7 protein-coding genes and 2 pseudogenes are annotated in these 19,950 nt (G+C 60.1%); 1 reads left to right on the top strand and 8 read right to left on the bottom strand.

Features of this window, described 5'->3' with window-relative positions; translation table 11 throughout:
* Positions 1–62: 62 nt before the first annotated feature.
* Positions 63–659: a type III secretion system genes modulator TspR gene (tspR, locus tag JFT91_RS09215; RefSeq protein ID WP_201230426.1), complete on the top strand. Its 597-nt coding sequence runs from the start codon at positions 63–65 to the stop codon at positions 657–659.
* Positions 660–737: 78 nt separating this feature from the next.
* Here tspR and JFT91_RS29935 read toward each other — a convergent pair whose 3' ends face one another.
* The 8 genes and pseudogenes from JFT91_RS29935 to cobG form a co-directional block, all read right to left on the bottom strand.
* Positions 738–3,377 carry a TcdA/TcdB pore-forming domain-containing protein gene (locus JFT91_RS29935; RefSeq protein WP_347340626.1) on the bottom strand — a complete coding sequence of 880 codons (2,640 nt, stop codon included), beginning with the start codon at positions 3,375–3,377 and terminating at the stop codon, positions 738–740.
* A 113-nt stretch (positions 3,378–3,490) separates the two neighbouring features.
* Positions 3,491–7,594: pseudogene (locus tag JFT91_RS29930) on the bottom strand (TcdA/TcdB catalytic glycosyltransferase domain-containing protein); the annotation flags it as partial.
* A 484-nt stretch (positions 7,595–8,078) separates the two neighbouring features.
* A pseudogene (locus JFT91_RS30125) lies at positions 8,079–12,911 on the bottom strand (Mcf1 protease effector domain-containing protein); the annotation flags it as partial.
* Between the two features lie 22 nt (positions 12,912–12,933).
* Positions 12,934–15,135, bottom strand: a complete 2,202-nt coding sequence (locus JFT91_RS09200) for a TcdA/TcdB catalytic glycosyltransferase domain-containing protein (RefSeq protein WP_201232171.1) — start codon at positions 15,133–15,135, stop codon at positions 12,934–12,936.
* Positions 15,136–15,538: 403 nt separating this feature from the next.
* Complete coding sequence (cobJ, locus tag JFT91_RS09195; RefSeq protein WP_201232170.1) at positions 15,539–17,239, bottom strand: precorrin-3B C(17)-methyltransferase; 1,701 nt, start codon at positions 17,237–17,239, stop codon at positions 15,539–15,541.
* Positions 17,239–17,973 (bottom strand): precorrin-2 C(20)-methyltransferase, encoded by a 735-nt coding sequence (locus JFT91_RS09190; RefSeq protein WP_370872600.1) that lies wholly within the window; start codon positions 17,971–17,973, stop codon positions 17,239–17,241. The genes cobJ and JFT91_RS09190 overlap by 1 nt, the downstream gene beginning before the upstream one ends.
* On the bottom strand, positions 17,970–18,596 hold the full coding sequence (locus tag JFT91_RS09185) for a precorrin-8X methylmutase (RefSeq protein ID WP_201232169.1): 627 nt from the start codon (positions 18,594–18,596) through the stop codon (positions 17,970–17,972). The genes JFT91_RS09190 and JFT91_RS09185 overlap by 4 nt, the downstream gene beginning before the upstream one ends.
* Positions 18,589–19,887 (bottom strand): precorrin-3B synthase, encoded by a 1,299-nt coding sequence (cobG, locus tag JFT91_RS09180; protein ID WP_277953318.1) that lies wholly within the window; start codon positions 19,885–19,887, stop codon positions 18,589–18,591. Before cobG ends, JFT91_RS09185 begins: the two co-directional genes overlap by 8 nt.
* Between the last annotated feature and the right edge of the window lie 63 nt (positions 19,888–19,950).

Raw genomic sequence — 19,950 nt, 5'->3', positions numbered from 1 at the left:
CGACAGACTCTTTGGCGCCTGATAGACTCCCCCACGACTACCCTCGCCAGTGAGCCAGCACCATGCTCCACGTGTTGTTCAGCGTTTACCTGAAGATGCTGGTGCTCTACAGCCCGTTCTTCGTATTGTCGTGCTTCATTACCCTCACCCGCGGTTATTCGCGCAAGGAACAACGACGCCTGGCCTGGAAAGTGGCGATCGCCACGCTGGTCTCCAGCGTCTTGCTGTACCTCTTCGGGCGGGTGATTTTCGATGTCTTCGGCATTACCGTTGACGCGTTCCGTATCGGCGCCGGCAGCGTGCTGTTCATCTCGGCGCTGGGCATGGCCCAGGGCAAATCAGCGGTGCAGGCCGATAACGTGCAGCAGGACGTCACCATCGTGCCGCTGACCATTCCGATCACGGTCGGCCCCGGGACCATCGGGGCGCTATTGGTGATGGGCGTGAGCCAGCCACACTGGGACGACAAACTCACCGCGATCCTGAGCATCACGCTGGCCAGCTTCACCGTCGGTGTGGTGCTGTATCTGTCGAACCGGATCGAGAGAATTCTCGGCGATCAAGGCTTGCAGATCGTCAGCCGCTTGATGGGCCTGTTTGTCTGTGCGCTGGCCGCGCAGATCATCTTTACCGGGGTCAAAGGCTATCTGGTGCCCTGAGCCGTGACGCCTTGGCAATGACCGCACAGCAAAACGCCGCGAACGCTATCGTTCGCGGCGTTTTGCTGTCGGCCTGACTTAATCGACGCTCGCTGGCTCTGCCATCAGCGCCCGCAACGTCACGTTTTTCGTGCGCACGTTGCCGGCCTGCAAGCGCTGCACCCAGGTCGATATGGCATGGGATTGGCGGTTTTTGAATGCGAGGAAGACCTCGCCGCGCAACGTCACGTCAGCGCCACAGACATCACGGAAGATCAGGCTGTGTTCACTGTCCGGGTCAACGATCAGCAAATGATCCTCAATGATCTCGAACAGCAGTTTTTCCGGCGTATCAAAATCCCAGATCAACTTGCCCGGCACCGCCGGCACTTCACCCAGCGCATGACGGCAATCGATGATCAGCGAGTCGAGCCGCAACCAGGCGGCCTTCGACAGCTTGCAGGTAACATTGCCCTGCCCCAGCCGCAGCACCATCGTCCTGACGTCATCGGGAATCAGCGGCAGCAAATCGTCCAGCCTGTTCTGCCCCTCCACGGTCACCACGTCGGCATTGCGATGCAGGTAGTCGAACGGTCCGAGACTGTGCATGCCCGGATAAACCTGCACCGTGCCGTCCCGGGGCTCGTGCAGCAACACCTTGGTGGGCGCCTCTCTCTGTGGCGGGTTTTGCGTGCCGAACAGTGCGAAGTCAGTGGGCAGGGTTTTACCGCTTATGCGCAGCAGCCTGGCGCTTTGCGCGTCATACCATTGCAGGCTCTCAGGCAAGGACTCCACGGCGACAAAATCTTCGTGATCAACGTCGCTCAACAAGGCTTGCAGTCGCTCGACCAGAGGGCCGTCCTGCGCCGTCACCCAGTGCTGATTGACCGCGCAGGCCACCTCTGGCTGCTGATAGCGCAGTTGCAGCGACACGCCATCGCGTGTTGTGCCATATAACCCGGAGCCCTCAACACGCACTTCAGCAAATTGCCAGTCGGCCCACTCCTGGCCTGGAATCGGCAGTGCGTCCGTCTGCAACAGCTGCAAGCCGTTGCCGAAGGCGCGGTCAAGGTTCTGCGGTTCAATCAGTTCCTGGATCCAGATTGCCCCACTGGACAGGTCGAACAACCAACCGGCCTTGTTATCCGGCGTCACCCCCAGCAGACGTACTTCCTTGTCGCGCCCCAGGTCACACAACAGCAGACGGTCTTTGACAAACCAGGCATTGAGATTGCCGTCACCGGCGAAGTTGCGTAACCCGACAATCGCGAAACTGTCGACGGGATAGCGTTTGGCGACCGACGCCAGCGCCAGCCACCATTGCGAGCGATTCTTCAGCCATTGCTCACCGAGGCCGCCCAGCTGCAAATCGCCCTGGGCATTCAGATTAAAGAAGCGTCCGATGTCATCGAGTACCAGATACCCGCCCTCGACGGCCACCACCTGCGTCAGCCCTTCGGGCTCGATCCAGCGGGTCGACCATTGCGCCTGGCCTTGCAGAATGGTTCGCTGCTGGCGGCAAAGGGTCTGGTCGATTCGGTTGTAGACGAAGAACACATCAGCGTCGTCTGGCATCGGCATCAGCAGCAGATCGTTGAGGTTCCTGATCGAGTCTTTCCAGCCGCGGGCATGGCGAGCCAGCGGCTGTGGGTGGATCAGCAGTCGATCCGCGCTGCGCACCCATACCATGTCGCGCTTGTCTGCAGCGAATGCCCAACTGACCGAAACATAGGCCGCCGGCTGCCAGTCCACGACTGTGAACCCTTCCTTCTCAGGTAGCACGGGCGCGGCCAGATACTGGCCGAGCAGCAATGACCAGTCGGCCAGCGTATCGCTGGCAAACACGACGGCCTGCAACTCGCGATGCAGGTCGTAAATCACCGAACTGAGCAGCAACTGACCGTCATGGATCAGATAACTCAACTCGCGTGGACCATCGACGCCGCTGATCGTTTGCACAAAATGAACCACGCCGTGGGCATCGGCCTGGAACTTGCCAATCGTGCTGTCGCCGTCACCCAACAGTAATCGGTATCGATACTTGAGCAGGCCGCTGAGCGCATCCACTTGCCAGATGTCGTAGCTGTCCGGCACGCAGAAATACGCATAGCCACCGGCGACCAGCGCCAGCTGCGCCTCCTCGGTATCCCCGACGTCCTCGGTGCGGATGTACAGGAAGCGCTCTTCGTGGGCGTCATACCAGGCGGTAACTCGACGGGGCTGCTGCGGTGATTCGAACGGGATCAGCCAGTCATGAACCGGCGTGTAGGGCAGCAACAGACGATGCTCGCTAGCCAACGCTTTGTAATGCTGGAGCAACGCCTGCTCATCGAGTCCGGCGGGTGCACTCTCTTCGAGGATGTCCAACTGACGCTTGACCTGATCAACGTGGAACAGTTGCTGACTGGCCGTGCGGATCAGCACGGCATGAGCCCCATGACCGGACAATTTCACGTGAACATCGCCGATGTACAACTCACCTCGCTCGACGCGGATATCCGCTTCGCCGGCCCAGCCCGCCTCCAGCACCCAACGGCAACTTTTAAGACTCGGCGACTGCAACTCGACGCTGGCACCACGATTGAGCACCAGCGTGCAGGAGGCGCCGGCGCTGGAAATCCTGTACGAGACCTTGCCTTTCCAGACGCTTGGCAGCGACGGCACCACCAACGTGCGCTCGACCGCGTCCAGCTGCACCTCAAGCGTCGTTTCGCGGTAATCGGCAAACAGTCGCTGCACGATGTAATCGGAAGGAAACGAATAAAACGAAAAGCGGAACAGCCATGTACCGTCCGCCTGAATTTTTCCAGACGCCGGGCCGTATCGAATCCTTTGTCGTGGCGCCAGTTGGCAAACGGCAACGCCTTGTACTCATAGCCGTAGCAAGTCTGCGGTGTGCACGGCAGTACGATGGTCTGCTCGGCGGATGGCGTAAATGCGATCTCTCCCGGCAAGTGCAGCTGCTGGCGGATATCAATCGCCCGGGCGTAGTCGACGTCATAGTCCGGTACGCCGAAGTGATCACGTAGCGGGTACAGCTTCGGGCTGTCGAGCTGCAATTTGCCGTTGCTCAGATCGATGCGTTTGACCAACAGTGAAGGCTGCACGGTCCAGACACCCAGGGTGGCATCGAAGCGGTAGCCGACCCCGCGATAAGCCTGTTCCAGATCAGCGAAAAATTTACCGACGGCCTGCGCATCGCGAGCAATGCCGGCGAAACCCTGGGCGAGTGCCGCGACACCGACGGCAAGGCCACCCACAATCACCCCGACGCCACCGAGCACCGCCGCAGCAGTCGAGGCACCGGTCAATGCCGCAGCAACCCCCGTACCCGTCAATGCCAGGCTGGCAGAGTCAAACGCCAATTGGGTGCCGAACTGGGCCTTTTCCACATCGTCCTGAGCGGTCGCCAACTGATAGATATCAAAGCCGACGTTGGCCAGCCCCAGCACAGCGCCGACACCTTCATTGGCGGCGTGGCCCAACGCTTCGCTGACCACGGGCGCCACGGTGCGAGCGATGACCTTTTCTTCATTGAGGGCCGTGCGCACCAAGCGGATCAGCCCGACCACGTCGACCACGTTGCCATGCACCAACTGTGCATAGTTGACGTATGCGTGCAGACGCACGGCAGTGGTCAGCGTGCGCCCCTCGCCTTCGCGGCTGCGCAACGCGTTCATCAACGCCTGAATGGTGAAGCCGGCGTTGAGCGTATGAACGCTGCCGGCCTCGGTCGGATCGACCACACCCGCAGTCGACTGTGGTTTGCGCGCCAGAGTGGAAAACTGCTCGGCCAACCATGTCTTTATCCGCAGCAGCCGGTGGTCTTCGCTGAGCACTTCAACCACGTGTTCAGGCTTCGCCGGATCGATCAGGCTCAATTGATACTTGCCTTCGGCCGTGACCTCAAGCGTGTCGAACAACGGCACCAGGGTGGTTGCCGAAGGGTGCAGCTCTTGCAGGGCCGTCGTCGCCTCAGCCATTTGCTGGCCCCACCAATGGCTGTCCAGCCCCAGCAGGCTTCGCCCCAGATGCGCGTTTTCGACCAGTGACCGACCATGGGCGCTGTTCAAACGCTGGCGCAGCTTTTGTGCCGGTTGTCCCGGCAATGGGTCCGCCGTCAGCACTTTGGCCACTTCATACCCGGCCGACAGCGGCAAGGCGGCGACCCGTTCACCGTCCAGTTCGATCAGATCGAACGTCGGCCGGGTACTGGCACCGTACGCGGCATAGTATTTCGCCATGCCCATCTTCAGGAAAAAATGCTCAAGCGCCGTCTTGAACATGATGGGGTCGGTGAACTCGAAGACGCCGAAGTTAGGGTCATAAAAGTGATAGGTGCTGACCTTGTCCACCACCGTTTTTGCCACCAGCATCGAATGATTGTCAGAGTTGAGCATCAGCGTACGGGTGGTCGCGTGGTTCTCCAGCGCAGTGGTGATCTGCGCCAGATCACCCCGGCTCAAGGACGTGCCGACCTCGCCCAGTGGCGTGCCACGCATTTCTTCCAACGCTTCTACAAAGGCAATCGAATCACTCTGTTGCGGCTCGAGAATGGCCAGATAACAGCGTTCGCGCAGACGATGGGATGCCTTCTGGCCCTGGGTCAGGGCGGCGCTCATCATCAACGCCAAGGGGAAGCAGCGCCCGCCGATGGTCTCGCCGAGACCGTTGCGCATCAAATCCTGCGGTACCGGCTGGACGCTGCTGGCATTCATCTGAGCAAAGACCTGATCCACCTGTTCACCGATCTGCAAGCGATGCTCGAGGGTGGCGACCTGCTGAATCTGCGCCACATAGCGGCCCCACTGCTGCAGGGTATGCGCTTTCGTCAGCGCCCCCTTCTTCAGCTCCAGCGCACTGGTCGATGGCGTTGAAGCGTCGATGAAGTCAGCGGCCAGACCGTGAAGAAAGGCAGAATCCTTGCGTTGATAAAGATGTCGCTCGATGGCCGCGTAACGACTCGATGCGCCGAGGTCGCGAACACCGTTGGCGAGGTTATCCAGAGCACCGCTGAATGTCGCGAAGTTCTGGTTATGCAGTGAGTCCATCCCCAGCAACGCACCCAGCGCCAGGCGCTGCAACGGGGTGGTCTGGACAATGTCCAGTTCTCCATGCCCCAGCCCGGCCAGCACTTCGTCCAGCCCCAATGTCTGGACTTTTGCATCGCCGGGAAACACCGGAGGCCGTGCACTGGCAGCCTGCTGCTTGATCGACTGACGATCAGCGAAGCTCAGCGGCAGTGGTTGCTCAAAGGTGATTGCACCGTTATGCCCTTCGCGCATCGCGTTGACGAAAGGCTCTCCGAGTCCGTCGACCAGACGCTGCAAGACATCGGTGAGCAATACCGAGCGCCCTTCGATCAAGGGCCAGCCGTGTTCGAACTCGAGGGTCGAGCCCTTGAGCAATTCGCCGAGAGCACCGTTGTAGCGGGTCGCGTAATCGCCGGCGCTCCAGCTTTTCTTCTCCTGCTCCAGCCAGTCCGCCTCGTTCTCCGCGTTGTCTTTCCAGGAGTGATCCTGCTCCTCTTCGGTGGACCGGTTGACCGAGGCATAACGGCCAATGGTCGACTCTTTGTTGATCATGGCGGTCTGCGAATCGCTGAAATGCACCATGGCGTAATCGGCCATACCATCAATGACCGCACCGGGTCCGGTGAGATAAATGGTGCCCTCGCTGCCAGGACGCACGCCATCACTGAAGTAAGACCCGGCGGAAAATGCCAGATATCTTGCAGGAATCTCCTGCATATCCGGCAGTGCGTCCAGTGAACCGTAGTGTTTCTCCAGAATAGACTCGGCCAGCTTCCACCTGGCCTCACTATCGGACAATGCAATACCGCGTTGCGTAGCCAACAGCATCGTTGCATCGATCAGTTGATAGTTGAACCGAATCCGTTGCAGAACCGTTTGTAACGTGGCGGAACCGGCGTGAGCCATCAGGAACGCGTTGGTGATCTTCTGGCCTTCGGATACGGCACGCAGCATGAAGGGGCGGGCCTGCAAATCGGTCGGCGCCTGAAACACCTGACTCAGTGCAGGAGAACTTTTCGCGAATGCACGTAGCGCCGGCAAATGCTCTGGCGGAATGCGCGTCAGGTGATCTTCGGAGTTTTTACGCCCCGGCATCCAGCCAGGGTTTTCATTCAGCAACAACTGCAAGACGCCAAGGCGCGCACTCGGCTCCATTGCCTGCACATCGACACCGCCCATGTGTTCCACCAAGGGCGGCAGGTTATCGACATCGGCATAACTGCCGCTCTCGGCGTACAGCGCTTCAAGACGAACGACGTCGGAGGCTGCCGCCAGATTGCCGCGCAAGCGCATTTCACGCTGGTAGATATCCTGAAGTTGCAACGGTACTTCGCGCGCGTCCAGATCACGCAAATTGAAGCCGGCCTTGGCCATCTCCTGCAGGCTGATGCGATTGCGTTCACGGAGAGCTTCGAGCCCGTCGGGATCCTGGCCATAGGCGCGAACCAGTAAATCGATTCGCGCGTCATCGGCCGTACCGCCGTTCGCAACCGCGGCATTGATGTGGGCATACATTTGTTGCTTCAGAACAATCGCCCGTGCCTCGTACTGGTCAGCCAACTCTGTTGGTGTGAGATCGCGCCCGGCGACTTGAGCCAAGGCATCGGCCTTGGCGGCCTCAACGATCAGCTTGTTGGTTTGATGCGCCAGCAACCCATCGCCGTCGTACCAGAGATTGAGGGTGTAACCGTGCTCTGCCAGCACCTGTTTCCAGATATTGAGGTAATCGCGCTGAATGGCGCCGAGGCCGCCACCCAGCCAGGCAAAATGCAGGATTTTGGGTACAGCGGTCGCCTCGGTTTTAAGCAAGGCAATGCCCGATTGAATGCGCGATTCGAACCCTTGCACCTTGTCGTAGATTTGTCCCGCCGCCGAGGACACCGGGGTTTCGTCATCGCGGCGGACGCGCCCCTTGCCGAGCATTTGTTCTAGCGTCTGCCGGAACAACCCCAACGGTTCCGGCAATTGCGAAGAGTCTGCTGCTGCCACGCAAGCGAAGTAATAACGCAACATCGCCTCATAATTTTTGTTGCCTTTATGAACGGCTAATGCCGCTTCAAGGTCCGCCAACTTGAAAAGTTTTACGAACTCAACCTCGTGATTAACGCCTTCAACATTTCGCATACCATCTACCTCGTCAGAGAAACTCGAGAGGCCACGCTAACGATTGAAAACAGCAAACTCAAACCGCAAGAAATTCAATTGTTTTCGGCTTTCTGAAAAATCAGAAACAGCAAAATAAAGTAACTTGCATAATATAGAACCTTATATTTCATTCAGGCACCAACACCACTTCAACCTCAATAAACACTGAGCACTTGCACACACTAACTCATCATTAAAAAACAAAAAAGGCCGTGAACCCATTGTTCACGACCTTGTATTTTAAGTTTGCCTCGATATGTCAGATCTTGTTATTCAAGAGTGCCTCCAGCGTGGCAACCCCATTATTGCGCCGTTTCTGTTCCAAGGCATTCAACCAATGTTCGAGCAAAAACCTTTCGTACCGGCCATCAACATTGATGCTTATTTGCACTGGCGCCCCCGATTTGCCGTCTTCGGGTTTGACGTCACGTACAATCAGCGTGTGCGCGTTGTCCGGATCGCTGAACAGCAAGTGCCCTTCGACCAGCGACACCAGCAGACTTCGGCTGTTGGCAATGTCCAGAACCAGCGTACCGATGACCGACTCCGCAGCGTCCTCTGGCTGTCGGGTATCAAGCACAATGCAGTCCAGCCGCTGCCAGGCTGCATCCGAGATCCGATAGGTCGATGCCTGCGCACCAAAGCTCAGTACCAACTTGTCGACGCCGTCCGGCAGCAGCGCCATGACATCACCGACCACGCCGTTCATTTCCAGGGTCATCACCTCTTTTTCACGCTGGGCATAGCTGTTGCCAATCCACATTTCAGGCGTCGCGCCACGGCTGAAGATCAGATCGTCCGTCGGGTCGAAGAGCATCGCCACCGATTCGTTGCGCGTCCCCAGAAACACCGCCCATTGGCCATCCGAACGCCCGGCGACATCGAACAGACGATCCAGCTGCGGCACATAGTAGGTGTGGCGTTTGCCGACGTTTTCCACGGTCAGTACCGGCGCATGGCGCTGGCCCTGCAGGAGTATTTTCAAGCGTATCCGCAACTGCGCCGAGTTCTGCCCCGGACGATGCGACCACTGATTTTTCACACCGAGAATAAGCCCAGGCTGTTGATCCAGCAGTTGCAGATTCACCCCTTCGCGGCTGCGCCCGAGCAGGCCCTGTCCTTGGGCCGTCACCTCGGCAAACGTCCATTGCGCCCAGACCTTCTGTGCCACTGGCAAACGTTCGGGATGCCGCAGTTGCGCGCCGACAAACGCCGAATGCAAGGCATCGATCCGGATTAGCGTCTGGCGGTAGAGTTGCCCGGCCGAAACATCGAGCAGCCAGGCGGCTTGTTGATCAGGGGTCAGCCCCAGCAGCGACAGTTCCTTGCCGTGTCCGATGTCCGCGAGCAGAAGCCGCTCACCCACGCACCAGGCCGCGAGCAAGCCACTGCCAGACACATTGCGCAAACCGATGATCGGAAACGGCGCTTCTTGCGGGGTCTTCATCAGCGCGGGAAGTGCCACCAGCCAGTCCGGGTGACGGGTGAGCCAGCGCTGGCCGACACCAACGAATTTCAGCGAGGCATCGCTGCCGACTTCGAACAGTCGTCCATCCGATCGGGTGGCAATGTAACGACCGCCAAGCGAAGCGACGTCAACGACATCCGTCTCAAGCATTTCATCGATAAAGCCGCCAGGATCGTTCGGATCGCCCGCACTGCGAATCAGCGCTGTCAGGTGCTTGTCGAAAAACAGCTGGCTTGATGCGTCGGGCTGATCCCACATCAGCAGAGTTCGCTCGGCCGATCCGCTGTCATCGCGAAAGAACGCGTTGTCGTGCAAACGAATCCACACCGAATACTGGAACTCGCTGAACAGATGCACACGCCCGTTTATAAACGGAGTGGGTTTCCACGGGCTGATCGATGCCGCCATGGCGGGTGTTCCGTCATCGAAGGCTTGCTCTGGCTGCAAGCGCTCGATCCACAGGCTCCAGTCCTCTTCGTCATTGGCAAACAACCGATCGTGGCGCCAGGTTTCCCATGTGTTGATGCAGACGAGTGTCAGTGTCTGCGCAGCGATCACATAATCCATGGTCATGTTGGCGCCGAACGTCGTCCCTTTATTGATGTGTTGCGTGACCCGCAGCTGCCCGTCCGCAGCTTGCTCGACACTGCTGATCGATGAGCCGCCATCCGCGTTCATCAGCCGATAGCGGTGATTGACCGTACCGGTGACGGTGTCGACCCGCCAGATTGTTGGATAGTCAGGGTGGTAGAACCAGGCGTTTTGGCCGCTGACGCCGCCGAGTAGAAGGCCTTCGTTGACCGCCTCCGGCAGATCCCGGGCATACAGCACCCGATCATTCGCGGTGTCGAAGTAAGCCGTGGTGAACACCGGTTGTGCTGCCGGGGTAAAAGGCACCTTGAACTTGTAAAGAGGAAGGTAGGCTGCGGCCAAACGCTGCGCCTTGGCCAGTTGGCGGATCCGCGCCAGGGCTTTCGGCAGGCTGCCACGGTCTTCAAGGGTCACCCCAAAGGTACCTTTGGCTGGCTGCACGCTGTTGTCCTCGACCGTGATGGATAGCAGGCTCAAGCGCTTGCGTGGGCGATCAACCTGAAACAGCTCGCCCCCGGCCAGACTGAGAAAGTCCACACGGCCGTCCAGCCGTATGCCATCGATCAGCAAAGAATCGCCCTCAAAGCGAATCTGCGTGTCTTTGACCCACGGTGCGTTGACCGCCCATTGACCGGGCCCCGCCACCTTCAGTGCAACGGTCACCAGCCCCGGGGTCAGCCATAACTGAGACACCCCGGTCGAACGGGCCGTGATTTCGTAACTGATGAATGTTTGCCATTCCGGTGGCAGTTGCGGCACCACCAACTGGCGAACCAGTGCATCCAGCGTCACGACAATTGTGGTCGGTTGGCAGACCGGCGTGAGCTTGTAAAGAATGTGCGGAATCGGCGTATTGGCAAAGAAGTAGAAACGCCGGTTGCCCTGTTTGTCGAATTCCAGCTTGTCCACGGTGCTGTTACGCAAATGGGGGTACTGGGTTTCGATACGCGGGTTCAACAAGTTCTGGATCAACACGCCGGGGGAAATAATCGATAACAGATCCGGCGAGCTGATCTCACTCGACGTCAGCGGCTCGCGCTGCAACTCTCCAGCGCTAGGCTGGTATGGGTAGCCGGCTGTGCCAACCTGATACTCATAAGCGTAAAAGCAGGCCGGTGTGCAGGGCAGAACCACGGTGTGCAGTTCATCGGGCACGGGGCGGATCAGGCCAATGACCTGCGGCAACTCCAGCGCCTCACGGATATTGATCGCCTGGTCCAGCCGTTGCGGACGTGGGTCGATCTGCGGCAGTTCGAGACCGCCGCGAACCATCGGGTAGAACTTCTGGCTGTCGAAGCGAATCTGATTGCTGCGCAAGTCGAGGTGGGTGATCACGGCTTCTGGCTCGAAAGTCAGCACGCCATCCTTGCGCGTGTAGGCGCCTTGCCCGTAAGCGTCCTGAATCTTGCGCAGATGCGCGCCCACGGCCTGAGCCTTGTCGCTGATCTGCCCGAGGTTGCTGGCGATAGCCGTCGCCCCAATGCCGATTCCCAGCAACGGCACCGCCAGAAACGACGCCGCGGCGCCTGCGGTTCCACCGGCGGCCAAGGCGAAAACATCCAGCCCCAATGCCGCGACATCAAACGCCAGTTGCGTGCCAGTCGCGAGCGCTGCTCCTGGTTTTGCGCGACGCTCAGTCCATAGATGTCGAAACCGATATTGACCAGGGAAAATCCAAACCCGGCCACCGTCGACGCACGCCCCAACAGCCGTCCGGACAGTGACGACTGACGCAGCGCCAGCGCCTGCTCACTCGCCGCCACCTGCCGCACGAGGCTGACGATCTGTGCCGCGTCGCTCAAGACGCCATAGCCCAACTGGGCATAGTTGACGTAGACCTGCACTTGCAAGGCGATCGACAAGGCCGGTACTTGCGCGTCACCGGCCAGGTAATCGCGATGACGCATTTCCGTGATCAGGGTCTGGATCGCAAAGGCAAAACTCAGACGACTGCCGCCGTCGGCTTCGTTCGCGCCGCTGTCCCTGCCGGCCAGTGTTTTTACCAGACGCTGCAGGTGCTGCTTGATCTTGCTGAAGCGCACATCGGCGGTGATGACCTTGAGGGCGTTTTTCGGCTCGTGCGCGTCAACCAGCGTCAACGAATAACCTGCTCCGGGGGTTTTCTCGACAGTCTCCAGCAAGGGCAGGTATTCACGACCCAGTTTGTACTCGTTGCGCAAACGCACAGTGGCCTGGTCGAGTGCCTGCGCCCAGTAGCGAGCATCGAGTTGCGCAAGGCTGGCGCCCATACGTGAGTTTTCACCCAGCGAGCGCGTGCGCCCGACGGCCTGTCTTTCCCAGACCGACACGCCTTGAGCATCGGCAATCACGCCGTTTTGCAGAAAACGACCGACTTGCACGTTCGACGACAGCACCTTGTTGGCGATCCTCTCGGCATTCAACTCGGTCACGTTGAACTGCGCCGTGGCGAGCTCACCCAGACCATAAAGTCTGGCCATCGCGCCGTCGCCAGCGCTCAAGTAGCGCTCCATGCCCAGTTGCAGTTCGCGTACCCCGGCAAAACCGAAGATCGCGAAGTTGGGATCATAAAAGCGATAAACAATCTCGCCCCTGAGCAGAACCTTCGCCAGCAACAGCGCATGATCACCGGTATTGAGCAGCAGTATCGCCGGTGCGGTTTGCGCTTCCAGTGTCTGCACGATACTGTCCAGCCCATGCATGCCCTGCGGTGTGCCGACCTCGCTGGTGGCGACTTCATGCAATTCATCCAGTGCCAGCAGCAATGCCCGCGAATCGGCGTCGTCCGGCGACAGGCCGGCATTGGCCACCCGACCGATCAGCGCACGCTCGGCCGACTCACTCAGCCCCAATGCCGAGGCCATCAACAACGCCAACGGATAGCAGCGTCGACCCGGGTCGCCGTCTGTACGCATCAGCAGATCCTGCGGCATCTGCCGCGCAGACACCGCGCCAGCCTTGAAAAATACGTCACGCACCTGGCCGCTGCGCTGGAGGATTTGCGTGTGATATTCGCGTTGCGCCGTGCTGTTTATCTGGCCGATACGCTCGTGCCACTGGGTCAGCGTCAGCGCTTCATTCAACGCGAGCACCTTGAGCTCTTGCGCGGTGTGCGTGTCAGGTTGAGCAAGGCGCGCAACGCCGGTTGCGAGTACCGGTGCCTGCCGCTGATGCAAGGCGGCTTCGATGGCGCGGTAACGGGCGAATACGCCAGCCTCTGTGGTGTCCCGGGCGATATTCGACACCTCCTGCCACACCCTGGCGAAGCCCTCGGCGTCCAGACTCGTGGCGCCGAACACGCCCCCAGCATGACGCGCAACAAGGGGCTCAGGTGCTCGACACCCAGCGAGCCATGAGCAACGCGGGTGAACAGTTCGTTGAGGTTGCTGGTGGACTCGGCGCCCAGCGAAATCGGGAGGGCGCTGGCAGTTTGCGCAAGGATTTGCTGACGGCTGTCAAAGCCTATGGAAAACGCTTTATCGAAGCTGATGTCACCGCTCAGTTTGTCCTTCATCGCGCGGATGAATGGTTCACCCAGATCGTCCATCAGTTGTTGCAGCACCGCCGTCAACAATACCGGCTTGCCTTCGATCACCGGCCAGCCTTGTTTGAAGGTCAGGGTCTGTCCCTTGAGCAGGTCATCGACACTGCCGACATAACGGGATTTGAGTTTGCCGGTTTGCCACTTTTCCTGTTCTTTGGCCAGCCATTGCTCGGGATCACCGTTGACCGTCCAGCCGGTGATGTTTTCTTCCTCTGTGGATAAGTTAAAGCCTTCAGTCAATTTGAGTTCTTTGCGAACGGCTTCCCACTGATCAAGCAATAGATGCGTTTCGGTGTACTTACCGACGCCTGCACTCGCCGCAGACGGCCCGGTCAGTACAATCGTGCCGCGCGCTTCAGGGCGAATCCCGTCCGAGTAATATTGCCGAATCGCGACATCCAGAAGCCCCATGTAGCGCATGTCGGCATGGGAAAGTGTGATGCCTTGCGCGCCCCTTTCATTCAATACCGTATCGATGACTTCCCCCAGTCGACGAACATCTCCCCAATCAGCACCTGCTGCAACCATCCGGTGATCAACCTCATTGAGGCAGTCATAGTTGAACCGGATGACTTCCATAATGGACCGGGTCATGCCCGCGCCGGGATGCGCCAGCATATGAGCGTTCATTTCCCCTCTTGAAGGATCGCTGTACGCCGTACCCAATCGAATTGCGCCTTGGGGAACCCGACTGGCTGGCGGGGCAACGAATATGTCGTGAAGAGCGGGCTTGCTGCGTGCAAACGCGGTTAATGCCTCTGCATGACCTTCGGGAATGCTGCCTGTTTCGTTCTTGTAACGAAGTGGATCCCGCCCTGGCATCAACCCTGGGTTGTGATCCAGCAGCTGTTTCAATACCCAGAGTCGTTCGTTTGGATGGAAGCCTCTTATATCGACGCCGCCCAACTTCTCGGCCAGCGGCGGCAAGTAATCCATGTCGCTGTAACGCCCGCCCTCCAGATACTCGGCCTGCAATCGCACGACATCACTGGCCGCCGCGAAATTGCCGCGCATGGCAACTTCACGCTGATAGACATCCTGCAAAAAGTGCCCGGCAAACTCGTGGCGAGCGTCACGCAAACGCAGGTCCGGCCCGACCATGTTCAGGTGCGTGTCCAGACACTGCTGGCGAAAGGCTTCGAGCGTTGCGCGATCCTTGCCGTAGGCGCGCACCATCAGGTCAATCCGCGCTTCGTCCGCCCTCCCGGCCCACTGTGGCTGGTTGAGATACACAAACATCTGGTGCTTGAGGACGCGGGCGCGGTCTTCGATCATTTGCGCCAGAGCACTGGGCTTCGTGACGCGATCGCCCCCGGACTCCATCGCATGCACCCTGGCGCTGTCGAGAATGACCCGGTTCATCTCGAAGGCCAGCAGCGCATCACTGTCGTACCAGAGGTTGAACGTGTAATCCTGAGGTTTCAGCACTTCGCGCCAGATGTTCATGTAGTCGCGCTGATTGACGCCGACTTCACTGCCACCCACCCAAACGAAATGCATGATGTTCGGCACCGGTGAACTGGCCCCGGACAACAGCGCTACCGTATTGGTCAACCGCGAAACATAGTGTTCCAGCCGTGTGCTGATGCGATCGATCGAGGCTGACGCCGGCGTTTTGCGGTTACGCCGTATTGATGTCATTACTTCTTGAAAGAGCTTTGTCGCCAACAGCTTTTCATCCGGCTCGACCGCTGCGATGGATGACTGGTAGTGCTGGACAAGTGCATCGTATTCCATCGAGCTCGCAGACTTCTTCACCGCCCTGGTTATCTCTGCAAACTCTTCTGGTGAAATGAACTCGGGGTGCTCTGTCTGACTTTCGTAGTTTCCCATCACTTTCCGTCCTTGAATGAATAAACAGCCATGCGCTTTGGCGGAAAGTTATTGCGCATAGACCACGTATTCAAACGTGAAGAGATTCAAGTGATGACCTTCGAAACATCAGCCGACATTCAAACTGTGCCGTCGAATACTCCGGCGACAATTGCGCCCGATGGGTGCCTGTCGCATAAACGCAAAAGGCCGCGAACCCAGAGGTTCGCGGCCTTGTTATTTACAGCAATTGTTAACACCAGAAGTCTTGACCAGATCTCACCGCAATCGAAGTTGCTTACAAATGCACGGCAGCGGTGAGCAGCGGTCAGGTATTCGGCTTGTCTGGGTACCAGCGCGGGGTGTAGACCCAGTTGCGTCCGTCGGCACGCGGGAACGTGCAGGTGGTGGATGAACCGATCAGCACCATCGTGCGCATGTCCACTTGATCCGGGGTCAATGCCCCCAGCGTGGTGGTGCGCAATGTCTGCCCCGGCCGGCCGATGTCGCGCCCCAGTACCACCGGGGTTTGCGGTGTGCGGTGTTGGCCGACGATTTCCAGCGCGCGGCCCAATTGCCACGGCCGAGCCTTGGAGATCGGGTTGTAGAAGGCCAGCGCCAGATCTGCCTCCGCCGCCAGATCCAGGCGTTTCTCGATGATCGACCATGGCTTGAGGTTGTCCGACAGCGACATCACACAGAAGTCATGGCCCAGCGGCGCACCGGCCTGTGCGGCGGTGGCCAGGGACGCTGAAACGCCCGGGAGGATTTCCAGATCGACGCTGTGCCAGGCCGGGTCATCCGACTCGTGCAGCGCTTCCAGGACCGCCGCCGCCATGGCGAAAACGCCCGGATCACCGGACGACACCACGATCACCGAACGGCCCTCGGCCGCCAGCCTGAAGGCGTGACGGGCGCGCTGCATTTCTTCGCGGTTGTCGGTGCAATGCTGCACCTGATCGTCGCGGAACGGACCGGCCATGCGTACATAGGTTTCATAACCGAGCACGTCGGTGCAGCGCGCCAGTTCGGCTTTTACCGCCGGCACCATCAATTCGGCGGCACCGGGGCCGAGGCCGATGACGGCGAGACGCCCGCGTGGACGACCGACTTTCTCGACGTCCAGTGGCTGTTCGGTGATCGCGATTGCCATGGCATTTACCAGCACGACTTTCGCCTCTGGCACCGCAGCAATCGCCAGTGCCTCAATGCCTTCTTGTGCCGTGACAAAGCGTAACGGCACAGCCAGTTCGAGGGCTGCTTCACGCAGATTCGCCGCAGCCATTTCAGTATCAGCCGCCACCAGACAGGCCAGCGCCGGCACCGCGACGTTCGCCTGTTGCAACGCTGCGCGAACGGCATTCGGCAGGTCAACCACTGTGCTGCTCACCGCCACCGCGACACTGCGCGGATAGATTAACAACTCATTGGCACTCGCTGCTCGCTCGACACTGCCGACATGAATCGAGCGCTGCGCCTGCGGATCTTCCGGCAATTGCGCTTGCTCCAGCCACGGCGCCGCACCTTCGATACGTACGCTGTGCCCGGCCAGCAGATCGGAAACAAAGCGCTTGCCCAGTTCCAGATCCGCCAGTGCGTAGCCGCTCGGTGGATTGAGCAGGCAGGTGCCAAAACGCAATTCGCCACTGGTGGTGATCGCCGCGGCAACTTGCAGCCCTGCTGCGATTTCCCGGGCCATGACATTCACGCCACCGAGGCCACCGAGCAGTGGCACCACGGCGCTGCCGTCTTCGGCAACGGCCAGTACCGGTGGTTCGGCGCCTTTCTCCAGCAGCAGCGGCGCCAGTGTCCGAATGACAATCCCGGCAGCACACATGGCAATGATCGGCGTGTCCTGCTGATACAGCTCGCGCAGGGTCACACCGAACTCCTGATACGTGCAATCAGCACCTTCGACACGCCCGGCGAGGCCGTGGATTCGGGCTGCCGGGTACAGCTGTTGAATGCGACGGGCCGTGGCCAGGCTGCCCTGACCGAGAATGACGATGGCTGGCGTAGAAAGAGTCATCAGCCTTGCCACCGTTCGCCGGGCACAATGATCAACGAGAAATACGGCGAGGACATCGGCTCGACCTGATCCATCGGCACGATCTTCTGATTGGCCATGGTCGCGCGTTCGACGTACAGCGCGCGCTCGGCCAGGCCAAGCTCTTCCAGCACCTGACGGACTTTCGGGAAGTTGCGTCCCAGCTTCATGATGACGGCGGCGTCGGCATCGGCCAGACGGCGCTTCAATTCTTCATGGGGCAACACGCCGGAGAGCACCGACAGGCTCTGATTGCGATACACCAGCGGCGCGCCCAGCACCGAAGCGCCACCGAGCATCGAGCAGACACCCGGCACCACTTGCGCTTCATAGCGCGTGGCGAGGCGATCGTGCAGATACATGTAGGAGCCATAGAAGAACGGATCGCCTTCACAGATCACCGCGACGTCGCGCCCGGCATCCAGATGCGCGGCCACAGTTTCGGCGGCTTCATCGTAGAAATCGCTGATCACCTGCTCATACGACAGCGGTGCCGGCAGCGCTTCGGTGGTCACCGGATAGACCAGCGGCAGCAGATTCTGCGCCTCCTGCAAATGCGCTTCGATGATGCCGAACGCATTGCCTTTTTTGCCCTTGGCAACGAAGTACGCCACCACCGGCGATTCGCGCAGCAGGCGCAGGGCCTTGACGGTTATCAGTTCCGGATCACCGGGGCCGACGCCCAGGCCAATCAAACGTCCCTTTGCCTGCATCATTCGATCTCCGTCGCAAGGGCATTGACCGCAGCGGCAGCCATGGCGCTACCGCCGAGCCGGCCCTGCATGATCACAAACGGCACGCCACGGCTATCGGCGGCCAGTGCGGCTTTCGATTCGGCGGCGCCGACGAAGCCCACCGGGAAGCCGAGGATCAGTGCCGGTTTCGGGGCGCCCGCGTCGAGCATTTCCAGCAGATAGAACAGTGCGGTTGGCGCGTTGCCGATGACCACCACGCTGCCTTCCAGATGCGGACGCCACAGTTCCAGCGCGACGGCGGAACGGGTGTTACCCAACTCGCGAGCCAGCTCTGGCACGCTCTCATCGCGCAGGGTGCAGATCACTTCGTTGTTGGCCGGCAGGCGTGCGCGGGTGATGCCTTCGGAAACCATCCGCGCATCGCACAGGATCGGCGCACCGGCGGCCAGCGCATCGCGCCCGGCCTTGCCTGCACCTTCGGAGAATTGCAGACCGTCGATGGCCTCGACCATGCCGCAGGCGTGAATCACCCGCACCGCGAGTTTTTCCAGGTCGGCGGGGATGCGCGCCAGATTGGCCTCGCGGCGAATGATCGCGAAGGAGTTGCGATAGATCTCCTGACCGTCGCGGATGTAATCAAGCATCAAGGGGGCTCCGAGAGCGGGCGTCGAGCAGGGTCGCGGCCGCTTCAATAGTAAGATTGCGTGCGTGCAACGCGCCGAAACCCGGCAGCGCTGCATCGCGAAAATAGAGGTCGTAATGACCGGGACTGACGGCGAGCAACGTCGTCGGGGCACAGTGGGCGGCAGCGCACGATCGCGGGCAGCCGGACAGGTGCACGCTCTGCGGCTGCGACATCATCGTGGCGAGAAGACGCGCATCCTGTTTGGTGTCAGCCAGGCCTTTGCTGCAACCGTTGGAGCCGGTGCAGGCGATCATTCGCGACAAAGGCTCCGTGGCTTCAGTCAGCAGATTGAGTGGCTTCAGACCTTCAAGCACTTGCGCAACAGCGCTCGTTTTGACATTGACCAGCAGCAGGCTCTGCCACGGTGTGAAACGCAGGCTGCCGTCACCGAACTGCCTGGCCAATTGTGCGGCACCGCGCAGCATGCTCGGATCGAGGCGACCGAGTGGCGGCACCGCACCGATATAGACCCGATTGTTGGTGTTCTGCGGATGTACACCGATGTGCAGCGCGTCCGTTGCCGCCGTGCGCTGCCAATCACTGATCGCTTGCACCGGCAGGCGCTCGCTCAATTGCTCGAGAAACGCCAGCATCGGCAGTTCGTCGAGCAGATGGCGCATCCGCGTTTGCTCGGGTCGCGCCCGTTCGAGAAACAACTCCAGCACCGCGACCACCAGCGCATGGCCGTTTTCCAGCGCCACGGCACCGACTGCAGGATCCGTCGGGCACCCGGCCAGACCAAACGCCAACAAGGTTTCGCCGTCGCGCTCACACGCAGACAACCACACATCATGCGGGTGTTCGAGCATCGCCAGCGCTTCACCGCCATCCAGTTGCACGGCGAACTTGGCGCTCAATTCGTGGAAACGTGGATGGCTTTGCAGGGTGTCGAGGATCTGCTCGGCCAACGCGCGGGTGTCGACGCACATGTGCCGGTCGATCCCGGCAGTCGGACTGAGCATCAGGTTGCGCACATCGTCGCCCGCCGCCGTGCGTGGGCCGAGGCCGGCAGCGAGGAGGCTGTCGATCAGTGCAGCGGACTGCTCGCCGATCCCGCGGATCTGCAGGTTGGCGCGGTTGGTTGCCTCGATCGCCCCGCTGGCGAACCGTTCGGCGGCATCGGCCACCGCGTCAGCCTGATCGGCGCTGATCGCGCCGCCATTGAGCTTGATCCGACAGATGCCGCCGTCCAATGCCTGGACGATACGCAACAACCCCGGACAGGCCGAGGGGCGTAAGGCGGTGGACATCGGGCGTTCGTTCAAGGGGCTGACCGGCTGCGTGGGAAAGGCGCTTCGCGGGCGAAGGCGCGG

This window comes from Pseudomonas sp. TH08, assembly GCF_016651275.1.
GTDB lineage: Bacteria > Pseudomonadota > Gammaproteobacteria > Pseudomonadales > Pseudomonadaceae > Aquipseudomonas.
Note: the sequence above shows the minus strand (reverse complement) of the source record. Positions and strands in the feature narration are given on the sequence as shown.